Raw genomic sequence first — 23,117 nt, 5'->3', positions numbered from 1 at the left:
CAAAAAATGAACATCAAAATAAGTAAAGAATCTGATACTAATCCTAATGCGGACTCCAATGTCAATGCTGAGGCAAAGATAGATTCTGGTCTTTGGGCCATTCTTTCGATGGCTGCATTGCATGGCATCTCGGCTGATGCCTCCAAAATCACGCATGATTTTGGCGCCAAGCTGACAAATCAGCAAATACTGTTGGCTGCTCGTGATCTCGGTATGACTGCGAAGCTTGTTAAGCAGGATGTTAGTCGGATGAATAAAGCCCCTTTGCCAGCTGTTGCCATTAATAAAGAGGGTGAATATTTCATCGTTGCAAAGCTCCTTGAAGAAAAGCTGCTGATTCAGCATCCAGGGCAGGCGCCGTTACTAATCACTTTGGATGAATTCTTTTCTCTGTGGACTGGTGAATTCATATTTTTTACGAGCAAGGCTAGCTTTGCTGGGGCGATGGCGCGCTTTGATTTCACTTGGTTTATCCCGGCGATAGTGAAGTATCGGAAATTATTGGGTGAAATTCTGATCATTTCACTTGCATTACAGCTCGTTGCCCTGATTACTCCAATGTTTTTCCAGGTCGTGATGGATAAGGTTTTGGTCAACCATGCAATGAAAACACTCAATGTCATTGCTATAGGCTTAATTTGTTCCATGGTATTTGAGGCTGCTCTCAATGGCATTCGAACCTGGGTCTTTGCGCATACCAGCTCTAAGATCGATGTGGAATTGGGTGCCAGACTGTTTCGTCATCTCCTGAACCTACCCATTGCTTATTTTCAATCGCGTAGGGTTGGCGACTCTGTCGCTCGTATTCGAGAATTAGAAAACATACGCTCGTTTTTAACTGGCAATGCCATGACTGTAGTTTTGGATATTCTCTTTTCGTTTATCTTTCTGGCAGTCATGTTCTGGTACAGCCCTTTACTGACCCTAATAGTCCTAATATCCATTCCCCTGTATGTGGTTATTTCACTTTTCTGTACTCCAATCATTCGTGATCGATTAAATGAGAAATTTAACAAAGGGGCAGAAAACCAATCTTTTTTAGTAGAAACTATTAGTGGCATTGATACGGTTAAATCAATGGCAGTTGAGCCACGCTGGGTTCAAAAATGGGATCAGCAATTGGCGGGTTATGTCAGTGCAGGTCTATCAGTCACTAACGTTTCGACTGTGGCAAGTGGAGCTGTTGGCCTTATTAGCAAGGTTGTTACCGCACTCATCATGTGGATAGGCGCAGGCCTTGTCATTGACAACAAATTGACGGTGGGTGAATTAATCGCATTTAATATGCTTGCTACCCAAGTTTCTAGTCCAATCTTGCGATTAGCTCAGTTATGGAATGACTTCCAGCAGGTGGGCATCTCTATGAGCCGTTTGGGAGATATTCTTAATACGCATACGGAGATAGATGGTCAGAAAACTCGCCTTTCTCGCCTACAAGGAGCTATTAGTTTTGAAGGTGTTTCTTTCCGTTATCGGGCGGATGGAGTAGAAGTTCTCAGGAATGTGAATTTATCAGTATCCCCGGGGGAAGTCATTGGCATTGTTGGCCGCTCTGGTTCGGGTAAAAGTACCCTCACAAAATTGGCGCAGCGCTTGTATGTACCCGATCGAGGAAAAGTCTTGGTAGATGGTCAAAATATTGCCATCATAGATACCGCTTCCTTGCGTCAACAAATCGGTGTTGTCCTTCAGGAAAATACTCTTTTTAATCGTTCCGTTAGAGACAATATTGCCTTAAGTAATCCTAGCTTACCTTTTGAGGCTATCGTAGCCGCTGCGACGTTAGCAGGTGCACACGAGTTTATCTGCGAGCTCCCCGAAGGGTATGACACCATGATTGGTGAGCATGGCACAGGTTTATCTGGTGGGCAGCGGCAACGTATTGCGATTGCTCGGGCCCTAATCACCAATCCTCGCATCTTGATTTTTGATGAGGCAACCAGTGCGCTTGACTATGAATCAGAAAAAATTATTCAAGACAATATGCGCTCTATTTGTCAGGATCGTACGGTTCTGATAATTGCGCATCGTTTATCAGCCGTACGCGATGCTAATCGCATCATCGTGATGGATAAGGGTCAAATTGTTGAAATAGGTTCACATCAAGAGCTATTAGAAAATCATGCAGGCATCTACCATCATCTACATCATCTGCAAGATGGAGGCAAATCATGAGCTTGCGCCATCGAACAGAAGCAATCAAAGATTTACTTGGTCGCTATCGTGAAACCTTTCTTTTTTGGTGGGAGCGACGTAAGCAGTTGGATCTTCCGGATCTCAAAGCGCATGAAGCAGAGTTCTTACCAGCAGCGCTTTCTTTGCAGGCTACGCCAGTCTCTCCAGCAGGACGCTGGGTTGCGCGCCTTCTGATTGGTTTTATTTTTTTGATTCTATTGTGGGCAATCTTTGGAAAGGTCGACATTATTGTCAATGGTCAAGGAAAAATCATTGCTGGGGGTTATACAAAAACTATTGCATCTGTAGAAACAGCGAAAGTGATAGGGCTCTTTGTTGAAGAGGGGCAGCATGTTAAAGCGGGTGATCTTCTTATTGAGTTAGATGCAAGAGGTGCAGATAGTGATCGCAATAAAGCAGAGGGAGATCGCCAATTAGCGCTCTTGCAAATGGAGCGATCCAAAGCGCTGCTGAGTGCCATTCAAACAAATACTCCTCCAGTATTGGCTCCGATTCAGGGGGTAGATGAGACACACTATCAAGGCGCAGTAAGCCATATGAATGATCAGTGGGGTGAATATTCTGCTAAGAGAGCACGAATTGCATCTCAAGTGAAGCGATACAGCGCTGCTCTACCCCTAGCTACACGTCGTGCTAATAACTATGCTGAATTGGCTAAGGATCGCGATGTTTCGGAGCATGCTTATTTAGAAAAAGAGCAAGCACGTATAGAGATTTTGGGGCAGCTAGATGATGCTAAGACACAATTAGCATCCCTTACTTCAGAGACTCGTAAAACTCTGCAAGATGAGCTTTATCAAGCCACTCGTATTTGGTCTGGTGCAGCACAAGAAGTAAATAAAGCCGCAGCTCATAGTGAGCAGTTGCGAATAGTTGCCCCTGTTGATGGCACTATTCAACAATTGGGAGTTCACACCATTGGTGGCGTGGTGCCAGCAGCGCAAACAATTATGGTTTTAGTGCCGGACAGTAAGAGCGTTGAATTAGAAGCCTATATTGAAAATAAAGATATTGGTTTCTTGCGAGATGGCCAAAAAGCACAAGTCAAAATTGATGCATACGAGTACACCAAGTACGGTACCGTTCCTGCAATAGTGAGTCATGTATCGAGAGATGCAATTGATTTTTCAAGCAATGGTTCTGGATCGGTTTCGAATAAAGACCCGCAAACTAATAAAGAGGGCTCCAAGGGGCTGCTTTACGCCGTTAAGGTCAGTATTGATAAGCCAAGCATAGTGGTGGATGGCAAAGATATGCCATTAACCCCAGGCATGACTGCTAATGTTGAAATTAAAACAGGCGAGCGTCGGATCATCGAGTATGTCCTCTCTCCTTTAATTGCCCATGGTCGGGAGAGCTTGCATGAACGCTAAGCTAATTCACCTGCTTTGGCCCTTTCTGTTTAGCGTTGCGCAAGCCTCACAAGATGCCGGAGTTCCTGATATATGGATTGATCCATTAGGGGCCGCTCCTCCAGTGCTGGTAAAAGGCCCTTTTTTACCCGATCAATCTCCGATTGTGTGCCCTGCGCCGGTAGATTTAAATCAGCCCTTGGCTTTAAGTGAAGTTATCGACTTAGGTTTATGTAATAACCCGCAGATTAAGCAAGCTTGGGCAAATATCAAAATTCAGACAGGTTCGGTGGGTGAATCGCGAGCCGCTTATTTGCCAACATTAAATGCATCACTGAGTCCGCAGCAAACCCAAGTCAATTACCCTCAAGCGACATATGCCAACAGTATTACGAATGGACAGAGTGCCTACGCCAATCTGAATTGGCGCTTATTTGACTTCGGCGGCAGGGGGGCAAATCGCGCATCAGCAAATTTATTGCTGCAATCAGCGCTTGCTGCTCATGACGCTAGTATGCAGAAAGCTATGTCTACCATTATTGGTAATTATTTTGACACCTTAACTTCACAGGCTACTGTTAAAAGTAAAGAGTTATCTGTGCAATATGCACAGGCTGCATTGGACGCCACAATCCGGCGCGAGAATCAAGGAGTATCTGCTAAGAGCGATACTCTACAAGCTCAAACAGCCCTTTCAAAAGCGCAACTTGCTAGCAACCGAGCTCAAGGTGAATATCGTAAGACTCTGGCGAGCCTCATTTTTGCCATGGGTTTAAGTGCACAAACCAAAATAACATTGCAGGAGCCGCAAGAGCAAACTCATAAACAAACCCAAAAAGATTTGGACGAGTGGTTACAGGCTGCGCAAAAAGAACATCCAGCCATTAAGGCGGCAAAGGCTAAATGGGGATCTGCTCAAGAAAAAATTACTACCGCTCGCTCGGAAGGTTTGCCAACTATCGATTTTTCAGGGAATTTTTATAAAAACGGTTACCCCAATCAAGGCTTGCAAGCGGTTAATTCAAATACGACTTCAGTTGGATTTGTTATCAATATCCCATTATTTGAGGGTTTTAGTAGAACTTATAAAATTCGAGGCGCTCAAGCCCAGGCCGAGAAAGCTGGGGCCGAGATGGAAGAGGTCGAACATCAAATTCTGATGGAAATTGTGAAGTCGTATTCAGACACAAGTTCATCCATTGTTAATTTGGATGCTTCTGAAAAGTTATTGCAGTCTGCCAACTCTGCCGTTCAATCCTCGGTCAAGAGATACAGCCTCGGGGCTGCTGATATTTTGGAATTACTCTCAACACAAACTGCCTTGGCAGAAGCTCAGCAGGAAAAAATTCGCTGCATTTCTGAATGGCGCTCATCACGCTTAAGGCTATTAGCTAGTGCTGGGCTACTGGGAAAGGGAGGTGTGCAATGAAACCCACATCCTAACCAATTACTGAAGTAAACATTAACGAACTATACGATTCTTATGCAAGGAGTACCAAATGGCTACAACATCTGCAACATATTCACCAACCGCTGTTTATACGGCCGGTGCGACCGTTACCGTGAACGGAATCACTTATCAGGCAAATTATTGGGTTAGCGGGACTGACCCCTCTCAACACAATGGCACCTCTAGTTCTGGAGAGCCTTGGACGATTATTTCCGGGGCTCCGGTCAATCCCGCTTATTCATCAACGGGCGTATATACCGCCGGTCAAACTGTAACCCTAAACGGCGTTATCTACAAAGCTAATTACTGGACCAAGGGCCAAGACCCAACTAAAAATAATGGAGCAACAAATACAGGTCAGCCCTGGACGATTGTTTCAGGTGCATCTACAACCCCGCCTGTAGTAACGCCACCCGTAGTAACCCCACCGGTGGTAACTCCACCAGTGGTAACGCCACCTGTTGTGACTCCTCCTGTAGTGACACCGCCGGTAACAAGCACCGTAGATCCGCTGATTTATTCTGCAACAGCAATTTATACCGCTGGTCAATTAGTTACGTATAACGGTAATACCTATAAGGCAAACTGGTGGGTCAGTGGTGATGATCCATCCACTCACAATGGCGGCTCTAGTTCTGGTCAACCTTGGACGCTAATTGGGCCTACGAAAATTACGGCCCCTAATGCACCCATCAACTTGACTCTTACTGGGGAGACTAATACTGCCGTTGGTTTATCGTGGGCAAGTGGTGGTGGTTTACCAACTAGCTACATCATTTTTCAGAATGGCGTGCAAGTTGCAACAACAACCGATACGGCTATTGCAATTAATGGATTAAAGGCCGGCACGACTTATAAGTTCTCTGTTGAAGCCGTTAATGCAAAAGGTGTATCTCCAAATACGACGAGCCTGACTACAACTACATTAACTGCTCCGCCAGCTGGACCGGTCTTTTCACCCTATGTTGATATGACATTAAACCCTGGGGAAAATATTGTGCAAATGGCTGCCACTGCAGGTCTGAAAGCGCTCACGATGGCTTTTGTCCAAAGTAATGGTAAAGGCGGTGTTGGGTGGGCTGGAATAGATAGCATCGCTAATGATTCTTTCCCTAATGGAAATAGCGTGCTTGCTGATGTTAAGGGCCTTCAAGCTGCGTTAGTAAAGGTGACTATCTCATTCGGAGGAGCCGCTGGAATCGATCCTGCTTTAGTAGCTACTTCCGCCGCCCAACTGCAAGCTGAATATCAATCAGTGATTGATCGCTACGGTGTAAAGTCGCTGGACTTTGATATTGAGGGCGCTGCAATCGATAACGTTGCGGCTAATAAGCTCCGTGACCAAGCCTTAAAAGCATTAGAGGCTGCTAATCCTGGTTTGGAAGTGATCTACACCGTACCTGTATTACCTCAGGGCTTGGTGGACAATGGATTGAACTTACTAAAGCAGGCTAAGGCAGATGGGGTGCGTATTGATATCGTGAACATCATGACGATGGACTATGGCACAACGGTCGATAATGGTGGAAAAATGGGTCAAAATGCAATTGACGCAATTAAAGCCACCGAAACGCAGCTCAATAACTTAGGTATGCAATCTACTAAGATTGGTGCTACTGCGCTGATTGGTGTAAATGACATTGTGAGTGAAGTATTTACTCTTGCGGATGCGCAGCAATTGGCGAGCTATGCGGCGACTGATTCAAGAGTGGCTGAGCTCTCAATGTGGTCTCTAAATCGAGATAACGGTTCTGGTGCGGGGTCTCCCACATCTAACCCCACAAATAGCTCGGTCTCACAATCCCTATTTCAGTTTGCATCGATATTAGGCGGTCATAAATAGAATTAAAGCTAGCAAATGAATGGCCTAAAGATAATACTTTGGGCCATTTTTTATTTGTGAGATTACAAATTTGCTTACACACCAATGTTGGCCACTCTAAGACCCCTATTTATATGGCTCTATCATGGGTGTCTGCTCTCATAATCCTTTGGTCCCAGGTTCAAGTCCTGGTGGGCCCACCAGAAAAGCAAACCCTCATCAGAAATGGTGGGGGTTTTGTCTTTTGGGGCATCCTTAGTGTGTGAGTCTGCAGGTATGTTGACCCTAATGTAAGATCTTCCCATAACAAAAAGGAGACTTATGAAGATCAAATTACATTTTCTTGGCGTGTGTTTAGCGCTGACATTTTGCTCTACCAGTGTATTTGCCCATAAAGATACTGAGCCGGTTCATCAATCTTATTCAGAGGGAAACTTTCCCCTTGAAAATGGATCAACAATCGAGAATTTCAAAATATCCTATACAACACAGGGAACTTTAAATGCAGATAAATCAAACGCAATTTTGATGGTGACGGCGATTGGTGGTAATCACCATCGGATTGATTACCTTATTGGTCCAGGAAAAGCGCTGGATACTGACAAGTACTTTATTATTTCTACTGATGCTATTGGCAATGGATTGACAACCTCGCCTTCGAACAGTCAAACGCAGCCCAATATTAGTTTTCCTGAATTCAACATTCGGGATATGGTCAACAGTCAGTACCGCTTAGTCACGGAGCATTTTGGAATTACCAAGCTAGTAACAGTAGTTGGAGCCTCTATGGGCGGCATGCAAGCTTTGCAATGGGCTGTTTCTTATCCCAATGCTATGCAGTCGATTGTGCCAATTATTCCGTTAGCAAAAACACATGCCTGGACTACAGGAGTGCTTGAGATGCTCAGACAGAGCATCATGACTGACCCAGCTTACCAGGGCGGTAAATATGACAAGCCTGTTGAAAAGGGAATGCGTTTATGGGCGGGATGGTTGAGTGGCGTGATTGTCAGAACACCTGCTTACCAGAATCAGCAATTCAATACCCCTGAGGCAGAAATCAACTTCTTAAATAAGCTTCAAGACGCCTCTTGGAAACGTATGGATGCAAACGATTGGATTTGGCAATCACGCGCATACGACCGCCATGATATTGGGCAAACCAAAGGTTTCAACGGCGATACGATCGCTGCTTTGAAATCCATTAAAGCAAAGACGCTGATTCTCGCGGGTACTGGAGACTTATTAAACCCAGAGTCTGATGCTAAAGAATCTGCAAAATATATTCCGAATGTTAAATATGTCGCGATTAATGATGTAATGCCTATGGGTCATTTATCAGGAGCGGGAGCAACGCCCAATGAAAATGAAGTGCAAAATAAAGCAATAAAACAGTTTTTATCGACACTTAAGAAATAAATCCAAGGCAAGCCTGAGTCATACTCAGGCTTGATAGGGTCATCAATGAAATTAACGACTTAGGGAGAAATTCCTAAGTCGTTAAGTCCAAATTTACTTGCATGCCGATGTGGCTGATAAAGAGCAGCATAGCAAGGCAGTCATTCAGCAGGACAAGTGATTTATCCCAGATAGATTATTTTCAAGTTTTCTGAATGAGTTGCTCAAATGCATCAATGAATGACTCAGGAGGCTGTGCCCCTTGCAGAAGGTATTGCTCATTCAGAATGATGGAAGGAACAGAACTGATACCTGCGTTTGTATAGGTATTTTCTTCCGCCCTGACTTCGCTGCTAAATGCATCTCCATCCAGAATTGCTTGCGCCCTTTGAGGGTCTAAGTCAGCACGAGTTACTGCGTCTAATAGATTTTTATGATCATCTAAATTAGCCGCAAGGCAGAAGTAGGTTTTAAGTAATTCTGCTTTTAATGCAGCTTGCTTTTTCAAGTCATATTCTTTGGCTGCCCAATACAGAAGGCGATGAGAGTCAAAGGTGTTGTAGACCCGCTTGCGGCCCTCTGGATGAAATTCAAATCCAGCCTCTAATGCTTTAGCTCGAATATTGGCTTGATTAGCTTTGACCTGTTCCACTGAAAGCCCATACTTTTCCGTGAGATGCTCAATAGCATCTTGACCACCCAGAGGCATGTTTGGATTGAGTTCGAAGGGGCGAAAATGTAATTCAAAATCTACCTTATCCTTTAGCTCTTCCATTGCTTGGTTCAGATTCCCAAGACCTACAGCACACCAAGGGCAGGCGATATCGGATACAAAATCAATTTTGATAGTAGGTTTCATCAGTTTTTATGAGCAGGTCTTTTGAATAATATCTAAGGCATCATTTAATCGACTTCTTTGTGTTCCAAAATTAAGCCTGACAAATTGTTCTTTGCCAAATTGACTGCCTGGAGAAGTGGCTAAGCCAGCATCCAGAAGGAGTTGATGGGGGTTTTGGTTTTGAAGTGCAGTGCAATCAATCCAGGCTAAATAGCTACCTTCCATTCGGTCTAAGCTTAATCCAGCAACGCTACCAATTCTTTCTTGAATCAAATCTCGATTTTTTCTCAAGTATTCAATTAACGCTTTTCTCCAAGGCTCACCTTCCTTGATTGCTGCCATTGTTGCTGTATAGGCAAATAAAGATGGTGGAGCAATGGTTTGATGAAGACCAACCTGTATTGCTTTGCGTAAGACTGGGTTTTCTGCAATAGCCCAAGCAAGGCCGACCCCAGGGAAGTTAAAGGTCTTATTTAAGGACATTAAGGTGACAGTCTTCTCCGAGATTTCTTTGCTAATGCTTGCAAGCGGGATATGTTTTCTATCTTCGGCTAGAACAAGACCCGCATGAATTTCATCTGAGCAAATCCATAAATGATTTTGAGTGCAAAAATTGCCAAATTCTTTTAGCTCATCTCTTGTAAATACGGTTGACCCTGGATTCTGAGGGTTGCACAACAAGGCTAATTTTGTCTTGGCGTTAACAATCTCTGGTAATTGATCGTTCGGTAATACCCAGCGACCTTCCCGTAATACAAGCGGCATATCTTGGGTGGATCTATTCGCAGTAGTACAGGCAAGGCGTAAGTGATGGTATACGGGGTTAGGAACGAGTACGCCATCGCCTATATTAGTGAGTTGCTGCACGGCTGTGTAAAGACCTGAGACCACGCTAGGTAGAATCACAATCCAATCGGGATCTACAGACCATTGATATTGTTCTTGCAAATAGTCCGCGATCATCCTGTTCATTTGATGGGGAGTATGGGTATAGCCGTAAATTCCCTGTTGCACTCTCTCGTTGAGGGCATCAATCACGCAGGGCGGGGATTTAAAGTCCATATCCGCTACCCATAAAGGCAGAACCCCTTTATCTAAGGCGCTATCCCAGCGAATGGAATCGCTTTCTAGGCGATTGGTCAGGGTATCAAAATCAAATGCCATCTTTAGCAAGCCTTAAGCCCGTCATTTGCCAGCGTGCATCTGTTGGGAAAAAATTACGATAAGTAATTCTTGAATGACCCTCAGGTGTATAAGCTGAGCTACCTTTGAGCACCATCTGATTGACCATAAATTTACCGTTGTATTCACCTGCAATACCACCCCAGGGCTGATAGCCGGGATAGGGGTTGTAGTTGCTGCTAGTCCACTGCCATACTTTGCCAAATAGATCGTTAGTCACAGAATGAGATCGAGCGAATGCCTCCCATTCATTCTCGGTGGGCAGACGTGCTCCAGCAAAGCCGGTAAGCTTTTGGCTGGCCCAGCGCGTGAAGGCATCCGCCTCAAAATAGCTGATATTCGATACTGGTGCTTGTGGATCTAATGGCGTATTGCCATTGAGCGAGGAGCGCAATAAATTCCCTTGGCTATCTTTATTCCAATACAGTGGAGCAGAAATTTTTTCCGCTTTCAGCCATGCCCAACCAGCATCTAACCACCATTGAAAATTATCGTAGCCACCATCATCAATGAATTTAAGCCACTCAGAATTATTGACGAGTCGATTTCCTATCGAATGCGTTTGATTGAGGGCAGAATGTTGTGGACCCTCGTTATCAAAATGAAACCCACTACCTTGATAGCCAGTTTGAACTATGCCGCTAATTCCTTCGATCCATTGAAATGGTTGCTCTACTGAAGGGATCGTGTTGTTCTGAGAGGTATAGGCTGGCCAAAGTGAGTTGTTGGAAAAAAGATGGTGAATATCTGTTAATAGCAACTCTTGATGTTGTTGTTCATGGTTGATTCCAAGCTGAATTAGCCATAGCAGCTCTTCAGAGTGGTTATCTTTTAAGAGAGCCTGTACTCGCTCTTCAATATTCTTGCGCCATTCGAGCACTTGCTGGAGAGAGGGCCGCGTTAATAGGCCACGCTTACTGCGTGGGTGCTTATCCCCAACACCGTTGTAATAGCTATTAAATAAAACAGCAAATTCAGGATTCCAATAGGAGAAGTTTTTTTCAAAGGCCCTAAGTACCATTACTTCATAAAACCAGGTGACGTGTGCCAAATGCCATTTAGCTGGGCTTGCGTCTTCCATAGACTGTGCTTGACAGTCTTCTGCGCTCAGATTTGCAATCAAATCTACAGAATACTTTCTGGAGCTATGAAATTGCTCTAGTAGTGCATCTGGAGAGGGCGCTTGGTATGAAGGATTATTTTGCATAAATCACTGCGAAATAGTTTTTGGGGTCAGTCCAGATTTGGGATGATTCAAAACCTGCGTTAATCAGCAATTGCTTGATAGATTCAATAGTGTACTTGTGTGAATTCTCTGTGTGAATCAATTCACCTTTTTTGAATGTCCTTAATTTCCCTGGCCAAGAGACCGTCACGTTCTCGAGCGCCTCTAGATAAAGCTCAACCCTATTATCCGCATGATTCACTTTGACCTTGTGCCTGAATTGATCCACCCTGAAATCAGAGCCCAGATGCGAGTTGATTGATCTGAGAATATTCAGATTGAAAGCGGCCGTTACCTTTAGAGGGTCATCGTATGCAGCCATCAGAACGGAATCTGCTTTCATCAAGTCAACGCCAATTAACAAGCCCCCATCATTGGCTTGATTCTTGATTTGGCTCAGTAACTCCAGTGCCTCTGATTGCAGGAAATTTCCCAGGCTAGAGCCTGGATAAAAGAAAGTTCTCTTAGTCTTTGCAATGGAGTCTGGAATGATGAGTTCCTTTGAAAAATCCATGCCAATACATTGCATCAGAATATCCGGATATTTTCCCGCGAGCTTATTCAAAGCATCTTGCAAATACTCAACTGAAAAATCAATCGCCAGATAGTTCGAGGGTTTTAGGGTATCAAAAAAAGATTCTGCTTTTTGACAATTTCCAGCGCCTAAATCGATTAGGGTGCCCCCAATACCGACCGCTTCTGAAATCTCATCTTGATATTGGGTAAAAATATTTTTTTCAGTATTGGTTGGGTAGTACTCTGGCAATAAGGTAATGGCAGTAAAGAGGTGTGACCCTAAGGGGTCGTATAAAAACTTTGGAGAAATAGAGGCATTCTCAGCCAGCAAACCCAACTCGATCTCAGGAATAAAGTCATGATCAATTGTGGCGGTATCTGCTGAAGTAGTGGGAATTTGCATGAATTTTTTGATGACGGAATAAGCATTAAAGTCGTCAATCTTTATACAGCATAAAGTCAATATTTGCTTTATGCTAAATCCTCACAAGGAGATGGTATGAAAGCTATTTGGAATAACGAAGTTTTGGCTGATTCAAGCGCAACTATTGTGGTAGAGGGTAATCATTACTTTCCAGCCACTAGCTTAAATATGCAGTTTTTTAAGAAGTCAGAAAAACATACCGTATGTTCCTGGAAAGGCACTGCGAGCTACTACGATGTAGAGGTCAACGGTCAATCAAATAAAGATGCCGCATGGTACTACCCTGAGCCTAAATCAGATGCAAATAATATTGCTGGATATATTGCCTTTTGGAAAGGTGTTGAGGTTTTATAGCGCCTACTTGGGTTTAGAAATCTTTATAGTTATTAATCATGAATAGAGAACATTTCCTATCCTCCCTCCAAAATTGGTTTGATCAGGGAGAATTGCAAAAAGTCTTGGCTACCCGTATTGCCTATAAAACTGAGGGCGACCTATCAGTTGCTCCTCAAGCGCTTTGGGCTTACTTACAGGATGAAATTGCTCCTTATTTAGGTCGGATGGGATTCACTTCTGAGATATTTGATAATCCGATTTCTGGGGCTGCACCCATCTTGGTTTCTAGGTTAATTGAAGATGCGAATTTACCAACGCTATTAATTTATGCTCACGGTGATGTGGTCAACGGGCAAGATTCGCGCTGGCAAGAAGGGTTGAACCCTTGGGTGCTATCTGTTGATGGTGGTCGCTGGTACGGGCGTGGTTCGGCTGATAACAAGGGGCAGCATACGGTTACCCTTTTCGGATTAGAAAAAGTCCTAGAAGCTCGAGATGGCAAGCTTGGCTACAACGTCACCGTCTTAATGGAGATGGGTGAAGAGGCTGGCAGTCCTGGTTTGGCTGAATTTTGTGAGGGCCACAAGGAGTTGCTTAAGGCTGACTTAATGATTGCAAGTGATGGTCCTCGTGTGCATGCAGAAACGCCAACAATATTCTTAGGGTCTAGAGGTTTAGTTAACTTTAGCTTGCTTGTAAAGTCACGAGATAAGGCCTATCACTCTGGCAATTGGGGTGGGGTACTAGTAAATCCCGCTACTCGTTTGGTGCATGCACTATCTAGTATGGTTGATGCACGCGGCCGCATCTTATTGGATAGTCTCAAAGCCCCCGCTTTGGAGCCGCATATAAAAGAGGCTTTGCAGTCAGTACTTATTGGCAAGGGGCAGGATGATCCCGAAATAGACTTGGGTTGGGGGCAGGCAGAACTCACTCCTGCCGAGCGACTTATAGCAAGTAATACTCTAGAAATTCTTGCAATAGGTGCAGGCCAATCGGAGCGTCCAATTAATGCCATACCATCGCAAGCAATTGCACATTGCCAATTACGATTTGTTGTTGGTACTGATTGGAAAAATTTACTAGAGCATGTGCGCGAACATTTGAGGGCAGTGGGGTTTGATGATGTCGTGCTTGAGATAAAGGCGTATACACCAGCTACAAGGCTAGATTTAAAAAATCCTTGGGTGAGTTGGGTGAAGTCTTCTATAGAAAAGACGACTGATAAGCAAGTCACTGTATTGCCAAATTTAGCAGGATCTTTGCCAAATGATGTGTTTGCAGACATCTTAGGTTTGCCAACTATTTGGGTGCCGCACTCATACCCGGCTTGTAATCAACATGCTCCAAATGAGCATATGCTTAAATCAACGGCTGCTGAAGGCTTGCAAATGATGGGCGGAATATTCTGGGATCTGAGTGAAAAATCTTCTACAGAAAATTATTCCTGGAACTAAACTTTTAAAGAGATTGAAAATGACTTTAATGAAAAATCTAAGATATGGCTGTGTAGGCGTAATGCTGCTAGCTATGGGTGCAATAGCTCAAGCGCAATCGTGGCCAAGTAAGCCACTCAATTTGATTGTTCCATTTCCTCCGGGCGGAGCAACTGACATCTTAGGCCGCGTTCTTTCAGAAGCTTTGCCATCTAAGCTGGGTCAGCCAGCTATTGTTGAAAATAAACCAGGCGGATCAACTGTGATTGGTGTGATGGCTGCGTTGCGTGCACCTGCAGATGGCTATACGGTACTTGTATCAGCAAGCAGCAGCTTTGTGGTGTTGCCCGCACTGCGATCCAATCTTCCTTACGATGTTGAAAAGGATGTTTACCCAATTAATTTATCAGTAACAACGCCTCTAGTGGTCGTTACTTCAGCAGATAAGCCCTACATGAAGCTGACCGATTTGATTGCGCAGGCTAAGGCGAAACCTAAATCTCTGAGATACACAAGTTATGGGCCAGGAACAACACCCCATTTGGCTACTGAGATTTTTGCTGGTGCCGCACAAATTGATGTTGAGCCTATTCCATATAAAGGCAGTAGTGATGCTATCTTGTCTTTAATTCGTGGTGATGCAGATTTTGGATTAGAAACAATTGCAGCAGCAGGACCTCAAATCAAGGCTGGTAAATTACGGGCCCTTGCCGTTACATCTCCAACTCGCTCCCGCTTTCTTCCGGATGTTCCAGGTTTGGATGAGTTGCGATTGCCTGCAGCTAACTTCGAGGTTTTTTATGGTGTCGCCCTTTCATCGGCAGTGCCAAAACCAATTGCTAACAAGTTCGCGAAGGCCGTATCCGAGGCGATGAGCACGCCAGAAGTTAAGGAAAAAATGTCAGCTCAATCACTTGAGGTTGCCAATAAAGGGCCTGAAGCTATGGCTGCATTTATGAAAGCGGAGATTGCGCGCTTTAAGGCTCTAAACAAGCGCCTGAATATTCAGCTTGAATAACGAGGGCTAGATAAGGCTATTCCGCTTTGCTTCTACCAGGGTAGCTTTTCACCTGAGTAAGTTAAAAAGCTGCCCGAATCTTCCCTCTCTAAGTTGGCAAGCACATTAAACATATCGTTTACTGCCTCTTGAGGATCTCTGCCGATTTGCTGACCACGAAAAGGTTGTGATAATCCAGAATTTACAGTGCCGGGATGGAGTGCAATCAACGCAACATTAGGTTTTGTTCTTGCAAATTCGATGGATGCTGTTTTGATGATCATATTGAGCGCGGCTTTAGAGGCTCTATAGCTATACCAACCACCTAGACGATTGTCCTCAATGCTGCCTACCTTGGCAGACAGCGTTGCCATCACACTGTGCTTTGGATCTAAAAGTTTAGAGAAGTGCTTTATGGTTAAGGCGGGGCCAATTGTGTTGGTGTCAAACATTTTGCTGAGCTGATCCTGATTTAAATCATCTAATTTCTTTTCAGGCATCCATTGTTCTGAGTGCAATACGCCAATAGTATTGATGATGAGTTGAAACGAGCCTAACTCAGCCAGACTATTTGCAGAAGCTTCAATAGTCTCGGGATGATGGTAGTCAATTGCATTGGGAGAATTACGATGAATGCCAATGACCTTGGAGCAAGACGGATGACTCTCTAGAAGTTTCACAAAATGCGATCCAATGGTGCCCGATGCCCCGATGACGAGCGCATTAAATGGATTGGGAAGTAAGCTCATAAAACCCTTTTAAACCGTTAAAGAAGTCTAGTGTATTAAACAGACTGTAGCGCAGTTCGTGTGAATGGGTGTCCGTCCACTTTTCTCTTTTTAAGCATTCATCCCATTAGCTTGATATGCTTAGGCATCTTTTTCATTCTGAAATGTAATAAATGAACATCAATGCTGATTACAGCCAGCGGGTTGTCCTCAACCACCATGACTTGCCTTGGGTCGCCAGTCCAGAGCCAGGGGTTGAGCGACGCATGCTTGATCGTATCGGTGATGAGGTGGCAAAGGCGACCTCTATCGTGCGCTATCAACCTGGAACCCAATTTAAAACTCATACACATGAATTCGGTGAAGAGATCTTCGTTTTAGATGGGGTATTTAGTGATGAGGTTGCTGATTATCCTGCCGGCACCTATCTCATGAATCCTCCGGGATCTTCCCATGCGCCATTTAGCAAGACTGGCTGTACCCTTTTTGTGAAACTGCGACATCTTGGCTCGGATCAAGTGGTGCGAGAGGTCATTGATACCAAAACCGCTCCTTGGTACCAAGGCATGGTTCCGGGCCTTCATGTGATGCCACTCATGCAGCAGGGTAGTGGCTCAACCTTAGTTCGTTGGGCGCCTCAAACGTATTTCAATCCCCATAAGCATTATGGTGGTGAGGAAATATTTGTGGTGGATGGCGTATTTGAAGATGAGCACGGGCGCTATCCGGCGGGCTCTTGGATTAGAAGCCCTCATATGAGCTTGCATCAACCGTTTAGTAAAGAGGGCTGCACGATCTTTGTGAAAACTGGGCATCTACAAGAGGGCGGTGATAACAACGGTTCTAAGCGATCCCCGTACTAGGTTTATGGGCTGGGATATATCTGGTGAGATAAGCGCTGCCCATTCTTATTGACCTTTACTAAAACCATATCCCCTACGTTGACTACTTTGCCTGTGTAGGCTTGTATGTTGACGTGATGAGTTACTAGAATCAGCGGCGCCTTGTTATTGCTATTGAGATTGGATTGAATGAGCTTCTCCAACTCTTTTGTTTGCTGCTTTTCAAGACTCATGTCATCGAAGAATGATCCAAGGGCTGGTGAGATCTGAACTGGCCCTATATTCAGTAGCTTGGCCGTATCTGTGCAACGACACCACTGACTGCTAATCACGTTTGCGGAAGTAATGCCCTGATTTTTTAGCCAATCGCCTATGGCGACAGCTTGTTTCTTGCCATAGTCACCGAGATTTCTTTGGGTAGGGCATTTATCTAGTTGATAGCCCTTAGGATCGCCGTAGCCAGGAGCATCTGCATGTCGCATGAGGAGCACATGCTGCCCATCATTTAAGTCGCTTGCTAAATTGGCATTTGCCGTAAGAGAAAAAAGGCTCAATGCAATACTCAATACTGCAGTGATCAAGATGTTGATGAAATTCATGAGTCCAGTCCAGTTGATTTTATGTGTTGCATACGGTCTAACTTCTTAATGTTGATAGAGCTTCCTGGGATTTATGCTGCAACTGAAATATCGATTGCGCTTGCCAATTTATAGCCACTTAACCATGCCCCCTCAACTCTGCCACTATGGAGCCAATCTCCGCACAGACAGAGCTTGCTCTCATCATTCAGAATGAATCCTAGTTCCGTGTTGATTGCTCCACTTGCATAACGCCAGCGATGGATAGAAATTTCAGCATTATGACAATTGAGTCCAAGCTGTTTTGCAGAATCCAGAATAAGCTGGCCAGCCTCATCTTTATCTAACTCAATCCATTGCTGGCTCCATTGGGGGTTGGCATGAATTGTCCAGGTTTCTTGACCTGTACGTCCAGGCTTGGAATTATTACGAGAGATCCAGCTAATGATTTCATTGTTAATGAAGGCGGCATCAAAATGCATATCAGCTTTATTTGAGAGTCGCGCCATCACCGTCCAACAGCCTTGCATCTTTATGTCGGAGCAAATTGTTTCAATAGAGTGATCTACTAATTTAGTAAGAGCGTAGCTCTGAGGTGCAGGGATTGCCAGTACTAAGTAATCAAATGATTGGATCATTTCACCATTCTCTAGGCTGCGAAGATGCCATTTCCCATCTTTTCGGTAAATCTTATCAATGGTCTGATTGCACTCAATCGATAAGTTTTTGGCTAAATATTGACCGGGGGAATTCATGGCGGGTACACCTACATAGCGTTTCTCCTTGGAGCCGCTCTCTTGCCATTGACCGCTGTCATATACAGATAGACGCGGATGCCAAGCAGCTGCTACACCTGCCTTAATCCATGTATTGAGTTCTTCAATAAACGCCCGATCTCTTGCTGTGAAATATTGAGCCCCATGATCTGCAGACCAGCCTTCACCATGACGAGTGCTCATACGACCGCTTGGTCCACGACTCTTTTCATATACCCGAACTTCAAAGCCAAGCTTTTGCAAGCTGGAGGCGCAACTCAGCCCTGCTATACCTGCGCCAATGATGGCCACAGTAACTTTTGGTTTAGGCTCATTCATCGCGAGTATTGATTTTTCTGAACGTTAAATTCATACGGATATCCGACGCAGTTTTAGTTTTCAGCAACGCATGCTGCCAGTATTCTTGAGTAGGTGCATGCATTATGAGGGCGCTACCGCTCTCTAAAAAAAGAGACATGGTCTCTTTATCTTTTTTATTGCGAAAGGCAAACTTGCGCTTCGCTCCAAGACTGAGGGATGCAATTGGCGATCGGGGGTCAAGCTCCTTTTCGTCGTCACTATGCCAGCCCATGCCATCATCTCCATCATAGTAAAGATTTAGTAGGCAAGAATTGAACTCGGCTTGTGATATTTCTTCTAGATGTTTTTTTATGAGAATGAGGTCAGATGTCCATGCTTGTGGAAACTTTTGCACCCCAGAATACGTGTAGCTACATTGAGGATCGCCAACCCAAGCAACCTTACGTCTAGTAGTCACCAATTTTCCAAACATCATGAGTTGTTCTGGTTTCCAGCTGAGGGAGGATTGAAGTTGGCTCATCCATCTTAGGCAGTCTTGTTCGGCAAAGACCTTGGGGTAATAGTGAGCGCTCCCATCCTTTGACAAAATGCTCACAGCAGGATTGTTAAAGGGGGCTTCAAATAAAGTGCTTTGCATCATTTACCAATTGCAGGATCAAGCGCTAGTTTCATAAAAACCCTAGAATAGTCTTAATTTCAATTTCTTGATTAGGCTAATTTATGAAGACCCCAGACAAACGTTGCTGCGGCTCAGGTGTATGCATCATTAATGATGCAGGTGAGTGTTGGTGTGGTCAAGTTTGGGATGGCGAAAAAATGGCCGCCCCTAGTTTGAATTTACCCATCAAGCAAGATAAGACTGAAGAGTCAGATCCAAACAAGATTAAACCCACGCCTTAGCCGCCTATCCATTCATGAGAGTTTGATTAATAGGTAAATAAAAGTAATCAGCTGAAATAAATTAATAACAACGCTTGCGCCGTGCAGTAGATGAAAACGACGACTTTGGCCTTGATCTTTAGCCTCATTAATTTTTCCAGTCAAGTAGGACAAAGTAAAGGCAAAGAGCATCGCGCAGATCGCTAGCAAGATCTTGCCGACTCCATCAGGCACTGTGAAAATGCATGCAGTAGTAATCAAACCCAGGCAGGCATAGTATTTCGGAAAAAAGTTCCGAACATACTTACTGGACCATTCGACAGGGAGCACCTTAAAAACAGTCGGAGCTACTACTACGGTAAAGAAAAGCATGATGCCAACCATGCCGGATATAAGGTAACTAGTAATCATGGTGTCTTTCCAAATAAATCATCCATAAACTCTACGGAGTGAGTGGGCGGCCACCCCATCTTTAAGGGCCTCGCGAATCGGTATTGCAATTAAATCGACACTTTTCTTCACTGCTAAGCGCTCAAACAGGCTGGGTGTTGGCCTATTGATAAAGGGGTAAACCCAATCTGGAAGATTCAGATAGCCGGCGCGAGTAATCAGTTTAATAAAGGGCTTTGCGGCGAGCTTACTCGGAAAGTGTTCTAGTAAATCAAGGATACTTTTCGCACGTTCTCCAAAATAAAGCTCAGGAAGATAGCTTTGGATCGCGTCATCTGTTTTAGCGTAGGTGCTAGGCAAATGATGGGCGCCCATTCTTGCGCCAAGCAATTTCATTTCTGCAAAGTATTGATCCTTATCCTGCTGAGTTAATGTCTCTTTTCGATAATCTTCGAAAGCCTGCATAAAGCTATGTGTTTCTGTGAGATGAACCCAAGCCAGTAAATGAGGGTCTGTAGCTGAATATGGTTTTCCTGACTCATCAAAGCCACGAATCTTTGCATGAATCTGGTTAACCTTTTCAATGATGTTATTTGCCATCTCAGTTGAACCATAAGTAGTAGCAGCAATGAAGAATGCCGTTCTACCGAGTCTGCCTTTAAGATCCTCTCTAAAGCTAGAGTGATCCCATACTCCCGCTAAAGCTTGTGGATGCAGGGCTTGCAAGATTAGTGAGCTGATACCGCCAATCATCATTGAGATAAAGTCAGCATGTACTTTCCAGGCAATAGATTCCGGGCCGAAGAGACCGCGATCGCCTGCTGGCGCTAGAAAGGCAATCGGAGGCCCGCTGCCACCCACCATCTCTCGAATCGTTTTACGAATAAGCTCATCAAGCATGGATTTAATGCAGCATCAGATTGCTTAAGCCATCATCTTCGATAATTTCTGTAACCAGATCAAGTCTGATTCTGGGATTAGTTTGAGCGAGCAAATGGTTTTTCTGGGCCAAAGAGATGGGCAAGAGTTCTGCAAGGCGATTAGAAACCCAGCCGCAGTCATCTATCTTGAAAGGCTTCTTAAATGGGGACTCACCTAATAGATCCTCGCTTTGAATGACTGAAATAATTTCATTCAATAATTGCACTATCTTTTGGTGTTCTTCGGGGATGGGAGTAACGGGATCATTCGCTAGAAGCTCAACTTCACCAATCCATAAGCCATTGGGTTCTTGTTGGCTATGAAGAAGCTTAAAGCGCTGCGTTCCAAATGATTTGGTCATATACAAAGCGGGCTGAACCGGATCAAAATCTTCAATTTGGGCTAGAGTTCCGATTTGAGAAAAGGTTGGGGGTGAATCTTCTTCGGAATTCTGATCCTTCATGATGCTCACTACGCCAAATTCTGTCTTTTCACGTAAGCACGTCTTAATCATATCGAGGTAGCGTGCCTCAAAGATCTTGAGGGCGATTACGCCGTCCGGAAATAGTACGGTTCCCAGTGGGAATAACGGTATTTTTCTAGGGGAGGAGTCTGAATTAGTCATGTAATCAATGTAATGGATTTGAGTAATTTCTGCTGATGACACCCGCATCTCAAAACCCCCTCTTTTGTTCTGGGCCCAGCAATAAATGTCATTTCGGTTTACATTTGAGGTTCACTTATAAGAGATAAACATGATCCAAAAACTTCGTATCAAGCTTGCTCGCTGGATCCTGGGTAAGCATTGCCCTTGCTATCAAATGGGATACCACTCCATGGTTGATTTTCAGCAGAGAAGCGCTGACCAGTTAGCAAAATCCCAAGAGCGTAGTAAAAGCCAATAAGCTCTCGCTAGCTATTTACAGAACTGCATCAAAATGAAGCGCTGGCAAATGCGCAGAAACTGCGCGCTCACCCCTAAGCAGCTGCTCAAGTTCTACATTGTCCTGGTTTGCCTTTCGGTGATAGTTGCTACAGGATTCTTTTTGGCCGGGGTATGGGTCATTCCCATTTTTACAGCTTTAGAGCTCAGTGCGGTAACGCTCGGATTTTTCATCTACTGTAGACATGCGTTAGATTGTGAAACGATTGAGATTCAAGATAAATCTCTTTTAGTCAAAAAATTTATTGGGTATAAGGAGACTGTGTATGAATTTAATACGCAGTGGGCCAAGATTGAATTGCCATTGGAAGGATCTAAAGTCTTTCACATAAGTCAATCTAAGCTTCGTGTAGAGCTTGGACAGTTTCTAAGGCCGGAGCAGCAGATACCCTTGATTGCTGCCGTTCGAGCCCACTTAGGATGATTCTGAGTCAATCAGGCGCCATGCAACAAGGGCGCTAGAAATGATCTGCGTTAGTAGCAGCAGTATGACTAAGATATTCAACACCTGAAAGTAGTTGGCAAATGGTGAGAGCATGACCGGCATGCCATCTATTAGCGCTGTTTCTCGTAAGTAATCCATGCGGGGTATTAAAAGAAAGCTCACTACTGCGACTGCGATCATCAGTATTAATAAAGGAAGGCGGATTTTTTTAAGTGAGGACGCATCCCTTTTAATGAGGATATTGGCAATACTCAAGATTGCAAACGCGCATCCTAAAAAATAGTATGAAAGTTGCTGCACTACTATGTGCGCCACCATACCTGCCGCTTGAGAATCATTAATGAATAAATAGGCTGCGATGCAAGCAATGGCTTGAGAAATGATTCCGCCAGCCAGCATACAGGCCAGAAAGCGTAGTAGCCGATGGGTTAGGGGGTGCTGGAGTCTAATTGGTTCAACCATAAGTAAGATAGGGTTAATTAATGCGCTGCAGCACATTTTTGGGATCAGTTTCATACTAGCTCCAATCCAACTTTTATGCCGAAAGCACCCATGGAAGTTACTAAAGCAGTCAGAGTAGCTCTTAATACGCTCGTTGATATTGCCAGCCATTCAATTAATGGGCAGCTTGTCCCTGCTCCAGAGATAGCTAAAAGACAGCGCATTTCGATCAGTCGTATCGAGCTGTTATTGCGTCCACTAAGAGAATCGGGTCTTGTTGTTGCAGTGAAAGGTCGGGCGGGCGGATATCAGCTTTCAAAAGATCCTGGAATTATCACGATCAAAGATATTGTTTTAGCAATGAACCAAATTAAGAAGAGAAAAGTGGAGGTATCGGACATTGCTAAAGAGCTTTATCAATCACTTGAAACTTACATGATGAGCTGCATCTCCAATGTAACCCTAGCATCTGCAATCAAGGATTACATTCCACGTTTTAGTGACGTGCAGACTGCCCCCGAGAGAAGGTCTTACATTCCCATGGAAAAGCAGGCCGCTATCAAGCAAGAAAAAAAGAAAAAAGGGGAAACTCAGAGAGTGATTAAAACAACGTTCAAAAAAGTTGAAGATGCACCTCGTGGCCCAAACTCTATTTTCAGTTTTGCTGATTATTTAAACAGAGGGTCATCAGCAAACTAAATG

The 23,117-nt window shown here is 44.3% G+C and carries 25 protein-coding genes; 13 read left to right on the top strand and 12 right to left on the bottom strand.

The features are described from left to right. Positions 1-6: 6 nt before the first annotated feature. From ICN20_RS02225 to ICN20_RS02205, 5 genes are all read left to right on the top strand, one after another. The gene (locus tag ICN20_RS02225; protein ID WP_216237911.1) at positions 7-2,175 is read left to right on the top strand and encodes a type I secretion system permease/ATPase; all 2,169 of its coding nucleotides are present in this window, start codon (positions 7-9) and stop codon (positions 2,173-2,175) included. Next, positions 2,172-3,569, top strand: coding sequence for an HlyD family type I secretion periplasmic adaptor subunit (locus ICN20_RS02220; RefSeq protein ID WP_216237910.1), 1,398 nt, complete (start codon positions 2,172-2,174; stop codon positions 3,567-3,569). The genes ICN20_RS02225 and ICN20_RS02220 overlap by 4 nt, the downstream gene beginning before the upstream one ends. Beyond that, a complete protein-coding gene (locus tag ICN20_RS02215) occupies positions 3,559-4,977 on the top strand; it encodes a TolC family protein (RefSeq protein WP_216237909.1) in 1,419 nt (472 codons plus the stop codon). Before ICN20_RS02220 ends, ICN20_RS02215 begins: the two co-directional genes overlap by 11 nt. A gap of 70 nt (positions 4,978-5,047) precedes the next feature. Next, a complete protein-coding gene (locus ICN20_RS02210) occupies positions 5,048-6,841 on the top strand; it encodes a carbohydrate-binding protein (protein ID WP_216237908.1) in 1,794 nt (597 codons plus the stop codon). A 300-nt stretch (positions 6,842-7,141) separates the two neighbouring features. Then, positions 7,142-8,239, top strand: a complete 1,098-nt coding sequence (locus tag ICN20_RS02205; RefSeq protein ID WP_216237907.1) for an alpha/beta fold hydrolase — start codon at positions 7,142-7,144, stop codon at positions 8,237-8,239. Positions 8,240-8,420: 181 nt separating this feature from the next. Here the strand turns inward: ICN20_RS02205 and ICN20_RS02200 are convergent, their stop codons facing one another. The 4 genes from ICN20_RS02200 to egtD are packed head-to-tail and all read right to left on the bottom strand — an operon-like array spanning position 8,421 to position 12,382. Then, positions 8,421-9,077, bottom strand: a complete 657-nt coding sequence (locus ICN20_RS02200; protein ID WP_216237906.1) for a DsbA family oxidoreductase — start codon at positions 9,075-9,077, stop codon at positions 8,421-8,423. A gap of 6 nt (positions 9,078-9,083) precedes the next feature. Then, positions 9,084-10,220, bottom strand: a complete 1,137-nt coding sequence (locus tag ICN20_RS02195) for a MalY/PatB family protein (protein ID WP_216237905.1) — start codon at positions 10,218-10,220, stop codon at positions 9,084-9,086. Beyond that, positions 10,210-11,445 carry an ergothioneine biosynthesis protein EgtB gene (gene egtB / locus ICN20_RS02190; RefSeq protein WP_216237904.1) on the bottom strand — a complete coding sequence of 412 codons (1,236 nt, stop codon included), beginning with the start codon at positions 11,443-11,445 and terminating at the stop codon, positions 10,210-10,212. The genes ICN20_RS02195 and egtB overlap by 11 nt, the downstream gene beginning before the upstream one ends. Further along, entirely contained in the window at positions 11,435-12,382 is a 948-nt protein-coding gene (egtD, locus tag ICN20_RS02185) for an L-histidine N(alpha)-methyltransferase (protein ID WP_216237903.1), read from the bottom strand. The genes egtB and egtD overlap by 11 nt, the downstream gene beginning before the upstream one ends. A 96-nt stretch (positions 12,383-12,478) precedes the next feature. Between egtD and ICN20_RS02180 the strand changes: the two genes are divergently transcribed. From ICN20_RS02180 to ICN20_RS02170, 3 genes are read left to right on the top strand one after another with little or no spacing between them, the layout of a single operon-like run. Next, a complete protein-coding gene (locus ICN20_RS02180) occupies positions 12,479-12,757 on the top strand; it encodes a DUF427 domain-containing protein (RefSeq protein WP_216237902.1) in 279 nt (92 codons plus the stop codon). A gap of 38 nt (positions 12,758-12,795) precedes the next feature. After that, positions 12,796-14,196 carry a M20 family metallopeptidase gene (locus tag ICN20_RS02175; protein ID WP_216237901.1) on the top strand — a complete coding sequence of 467 codons (1,401 nt, stop codon included), beginning with the start codon at positions 12,796-12,798 and terminating at the stop codon, positions 14,194-14,196. A gap of 19 nt (positions 14,197-14,215) precedes the next feature. Next, positions 14,216-15,193: a tripartite tricarboxylate transporter substrate binding protein gene (locus ICN20_RS02170; protein WP_216237900.1), complete on the top strand. Its 978-nt coding sequence runs from the start codon at positions 14,216-14,218 to the stop codon at positions 15,191-15,193. A gap of 32 nt (positions 15,194-15,225) precedes the next feature. Here ICN20_RS02170 and ICN20_RS02165 read toward each other — a convergent pair whose 3' ends face one another. Next, entirely contained in the window at positions 15,226-15,921 is a 696-nt protein-coding gene (locus tag ICN20_RS02165) for an SDR family NAD(P)-dependent oxidoreductase (protein ID WP_216237899.1), read from the bottom strand. Positions 15,922-16,073: 152 nt separating this feature from the next. Here ICN20_RS02165 and ICN20_RS02160 point away from each other — a divergent pair, with 152 nt between their 5' ends. After that, positions 16,074-16,763 (top strand): cupin domain-containing protein, encoded by a 690-nt coding sequence (locus tag ICN20_RS02160; protein WP_216237898.1) that lies wholly within the window; start codon positions 16,074-16,076, stop codon positions 16,761-16,763. Between the two features lie 2 nt (positions 16,764-16,765). Here ICN20_RS02160 and ICN20_RS02155 read toward each other — a convergent pair whose 3' ends face one another. The 3 genes from ICN20_RS02155 to ICN20_RS02145 all read right to left on the bottom strand — a co-directional run bounded on the left by ICN20_RS02155 (position 16,766) and on the right by ICN20_RS02145 (position 19,033). Next, on the bottom strand, positions 16,766-17,341 hold the full coding sequence (locus ICN20_RS02155) for a histidine phosphatase family protein (protein ID WP_216237897.1): 576 nt from the start codon (positions 17,339-17,341) through the stop codon (positions 16,766-16,768). 71 nt (positions 17,342-17,412) lie between these two features. After that, complete coding sequence (locus tag ICN20_RS02150) at positions 17,413-18,414, bottom strand: NAD(P)/FAD-dependent oxidoreductase (RefSeq protein ID WP_216237896.1); 1,002 nt, start codon at positions 18,412-18,414, stop codon at positions 17,413-17,415. After that, entirely contained in the window at positions 18,407-19,033 is a 627-nt protein-coding gene (locus ICN20_RS02145) for an alpha-ketoglutarate-dependent dioxygenase AlkB (RefSeq protein ID WP_255534724.1), read from the bottom strand. Before ICN20_RS02145 ends, ICN20_RS02150 begins: the two co-directional genes overlap by 8 nt. 83 nt (positions 19,034-19,116) lie before the next feature. Here ICN20_RS02145 and ICN20_RS02140 point away from each other — a divergent pair, with 83 nt between their 5' ends. After that, on the top strand, positions 19,117-19,296 hold the full coding sequence (locus tag ICN20_RS02140) for a hypothetical protein (RefSeq protein ID WP_216237894.1): 180 nt from the start codon (positions 19,117-19,119) through the stop codon (positions 19,294-19,296). Between the two features lie 12 nt (positions 19,297-19,308). Here the strand turns inward: ICN20_RS02140 and ICN20_RS02135 are convergent, their stop codons facing one another. The 3 genes from ICN20_RS02135 to ICN20_RS02125 are packed head-to-tail and all read right to left on the bottom strand — an operon-like array spanning position 19,309 to position 21,211. Next, positions 19,309-19,686 carry a DUF4149 domain-containing protein gene (locus ICN20_RS02135; protein WP_216237893.1) on the bottom strand — a complete coding sequence of 126 codons (378 nt, stop codon included), beginning with the start codon at positions 19,684-19,686 and terminating at the stop codon, positions 19,309-19,311. A gap of 18 nt (positions 19,687-19,704) precedes the next feature. Beyond that, a complete protein-coding gene (locus tag ICN20_RS02130; protein WP_216237892.1) occupies positions 19,705-20,565 on the bottom strand; it encodes an oxygenase MpaB family protein in 861 nt (286 codons plus the stop codon). Positions 20,566-20,569: 4 nt separating this feature from the next. Beyond that, positions 20,570-21,211: an LON peptidase substrate-binding domain-containing protein gene (locus ICN20_RS02125; RefSeq protein WP_216237891.1), complete on the bottom strand. Its 642-nt coding sequence runs from the start codon at positions 21,209-21,211 to the stop codon at positions 20,570-20,572. Between the two features lie 130 nt (positions 21,212-21,341). Here ICN20_RS02125 and ICN20_RS02120 point away from each other — a divergent pair, with 130 nt between their 5' ends. After that, positions 21,342-21,491, top strand: a complete 150-nt coding sequence (locus ICN20_RS02120) for a hypothetical protein (protein ID WP_215391478.1) — start codon at positions 21,342-21,344, stop codon at positions 21,489-21,491. A gap of 33 nt (positions 21,492-21,524) precedes the next feature. Further along, positions 21,525-21,953 (top strand): DUF2244 domain-containing protein, encoded by a 429-nt coding sequence (locus ICN20_RS02115; protein WP_216237890.1) that lies wholly within the window; start codon positions 21,525-21,527, stop codon positions 21,951-21,953. On the opposite strand, the gene ICN20_RS02110 is transcribed toward ICN20_RS02115, so the two are convergent. Beyond that, on the bottom strand, positions 21,945-22,436 hold the full coding sequence (locus ICN20_RS02110) for a DUF4149 domain-containing protein (RefSeq protein WP_216237889.1): 492 nt from the start codon (positions 22,434-22,436) through the stop codon (positions 21,945-21,947). The genes ICN20_RS02115 and ICN20_RS02110 overlap by 9 nt on opposite strands. A 90-nt stretch (positions 22,437-22,526) precedes the next feature. On the opposite strand from ICN20_RS02110, the gene ICN20_RS02105 reads away from it, so the two are divergent. Continuing rightward, entirely contained in the window at positions 22,527-23,114 is a 588-nt protein-coding gene (locus ICN20_RS02105; RefSeq protein ID WP_216237888.1) for an Rrf2 family transcriptional regulator, read from the top strand. Positions 23,115-23,117: the final 3 nt, after the last annotated feature.

Source organism: Polynucleobacter sp. JS-Polo-80-F4, from assembly GCF_018881965.1.
Lineage (GTDB): Bacteria > Pseudomonadota > Gammaproteobacteria > Burkholderiales > Burkholderiaceae > Polynucleobacter.
Note: the sequence above shows the minus strand (reverse complement) of the source record. Positions and strands in the feature narration are given on the sequence as shown.

Excerpts from the sequence above, each read along its gene's own strand:
- ICN20_RS02195 (WP_216237905.1), bottom strand. The coding sequence starts at position 10,220 with ATGGCATTTGATTTTGATACCCTGACCAATCGCCTAGAAAGCGATTCC.
- ICN20_RS02225 (WP_216237911.1), top strand. The coding sequence starts at position 7 with ATGAACATCAAAATAAGTAAAGAATCTGATACTAATCCTAATGCGGAC.
- ICN20_RS02165 (WP_216237899.1), bottom strand. The coding sequence starts at position 15,921 with ATGAGCTTACTTCCCAATCCATTTAATGCGCTCGTCATCGGGGCATCG.
- ICN20_RS02200 (WP_216237906.1), bottom strand. The coding sequence starts at position 9,077 with ATGAAACCTACTATCAAAATTGATTTTGTATCCGATATCGCCTGCCCT.
- ICN20_RS02130 (WP_216237892.1), bottom strand. The coding sequence starts at position 20,565 with ATGCTTGATGAGCTTATTCGTAAAACGATTCGAGAGATGGTGGGTGGC.
- ICN20_RS02210 (WP_216237908.1), top strand. The coding sequence starts at position 5,048 with ATGGCTACAACATCTGCAACATATTCACCAACCGCTGTTTATACGGCC.
- ICN20_RS02175 (WP_216237901.1), top strand. The coding sequence starts at position 12,796 with ATGAATAGAGAACATTTCCTATCCTCCCTCCAAAATTGGTTTGATCAG.
- ICN20_RS02150 (WP_216237896.1), bottom strand. The coding sequence starts at position 18,414 with ATGAATGAGCCTAAACCAAAAGTTACTGTGGCCATCATTGGCGCAGGT.
- ICN20_RS02125 (WP_216237891.1), bottom strand. The coding sequence starts at position 21,211 with ATGACTAATTCAGACTCCTCCCCTAGAAAAATACCGTTATTCCCACTG.
- ICN20_RS02120 (WP_215391478.1), top strand. The coding sequence starts at position 21,342 with ATGATCCAAAAACTTCGTATCAAGCTTGCTCGCTGGATCCTGGGTAAG.
- ICN20_RS02115 (WP_216237890.1), top strand. The coding sequence starts at position 21,525 with ATGAAGCGCTGGCAAATGCGCAGAAACTGCGCGCTCACCCCTAAGCAG.
- ICN20_RS02220 (WP_216237910.1), top strand. The coding sequence starts at position 2,172 with ATGAGCTTGCGCCATCGAACAGAAGCAATCAAAGATTTACTTGGTCGC.
- ICN20_RS02110 (WP_216237889.1), bottom strand. The coding sequence starts at position 22,436 with ATGGTTGAACCAATTAGACTCCAGCACCCCCTAACCCATCGGCTACTA.
- ICN20_RS02205 (WP_216237907.1), top strand. The coding sequence starts at position 7,142 with ATGAAGATCAAATTACATTTTCTTGGCGTGTGTTTAGCGCTGACATTT.
- ICN20_RS02135 (WP_216237893.1), bottom strand. The coding sequence starts at position 19,686 with ATGATTACTAGTTACCTTATATCCGGCATGGTTGGCATCATGCTTTTC.
- egtB (WP_216237904.1), bottom strand. The coding sequence starts at position 11,445 with ATGCAAAATAATCCTTCATACCAAGCGCCCTCTCCAGATGCACTACTA.
- ICN20_RS02155 (WP_216237897.1), bottom strand. The coding sequence starts at position 17,341 with ATGAATTTCATCAACATCTTGATCACTGCAGTATTGAGTATTGCATTG.
- egtD (WP_216237903.1), bottom strand. The coding sequence starts at position 12,382 with ATGCAAATTCCCACTACTTCAGCAGATACCGCCACAATTGATCATGAC.
- ICN20_RS02180 (WP_216237902.1), top strand. The coding sequence starts at position 12,479 with ATGAAAGCTATTTGGAATAACGAAGTTTTGGCTGATTCAAGCGCAACT.
- ICN20_RS02105 (WP_216237888.1), top strand. The coding sequence starts at position 22,527 with ATGGAAGTTACTAAAGCAGTCAGAGTAGCTCTTAATACGCTCGTTGAT.
- ICN20_RS02215 (WP_216237909.1), top strand. The coding sequence starts at position 3,559 with ATGAACGCTAAGCTAATTCACCTGCTTTGGCCCTTTCTGTTTAGCGTT.
- ICN20_RS02140 (WP_216237894.1), top strand. The coding sequence starts at position 19,117 with ATGAAGACCCCAGACAAACGTTGCTGCGGCTCAGGTGTATGCATCATT.
- ICN20_RS02145 (WP_255534724.1), bottom strand. The coding sequence starts at position 19,033 with ATGCAAAGCACTTTATTTGAAGCCCCCTTTAACAATCCTGCTGTGAGC.
- ICN20_RS02170 (WP_216237900.1), top strand. The coding sequence starts at position 14,216 with ATGACTTTAATGAAAAATCTAAGATATGGCTGTGTAGGCGTAATGCTG.
- ICN20_RS02160 (WP_216237898.1), top strand. The coding sequence starts at position 16,074 with ATGAACATCAATGCTGATTACAGCCAGCGGGTTGTCCTCAACCACCAT.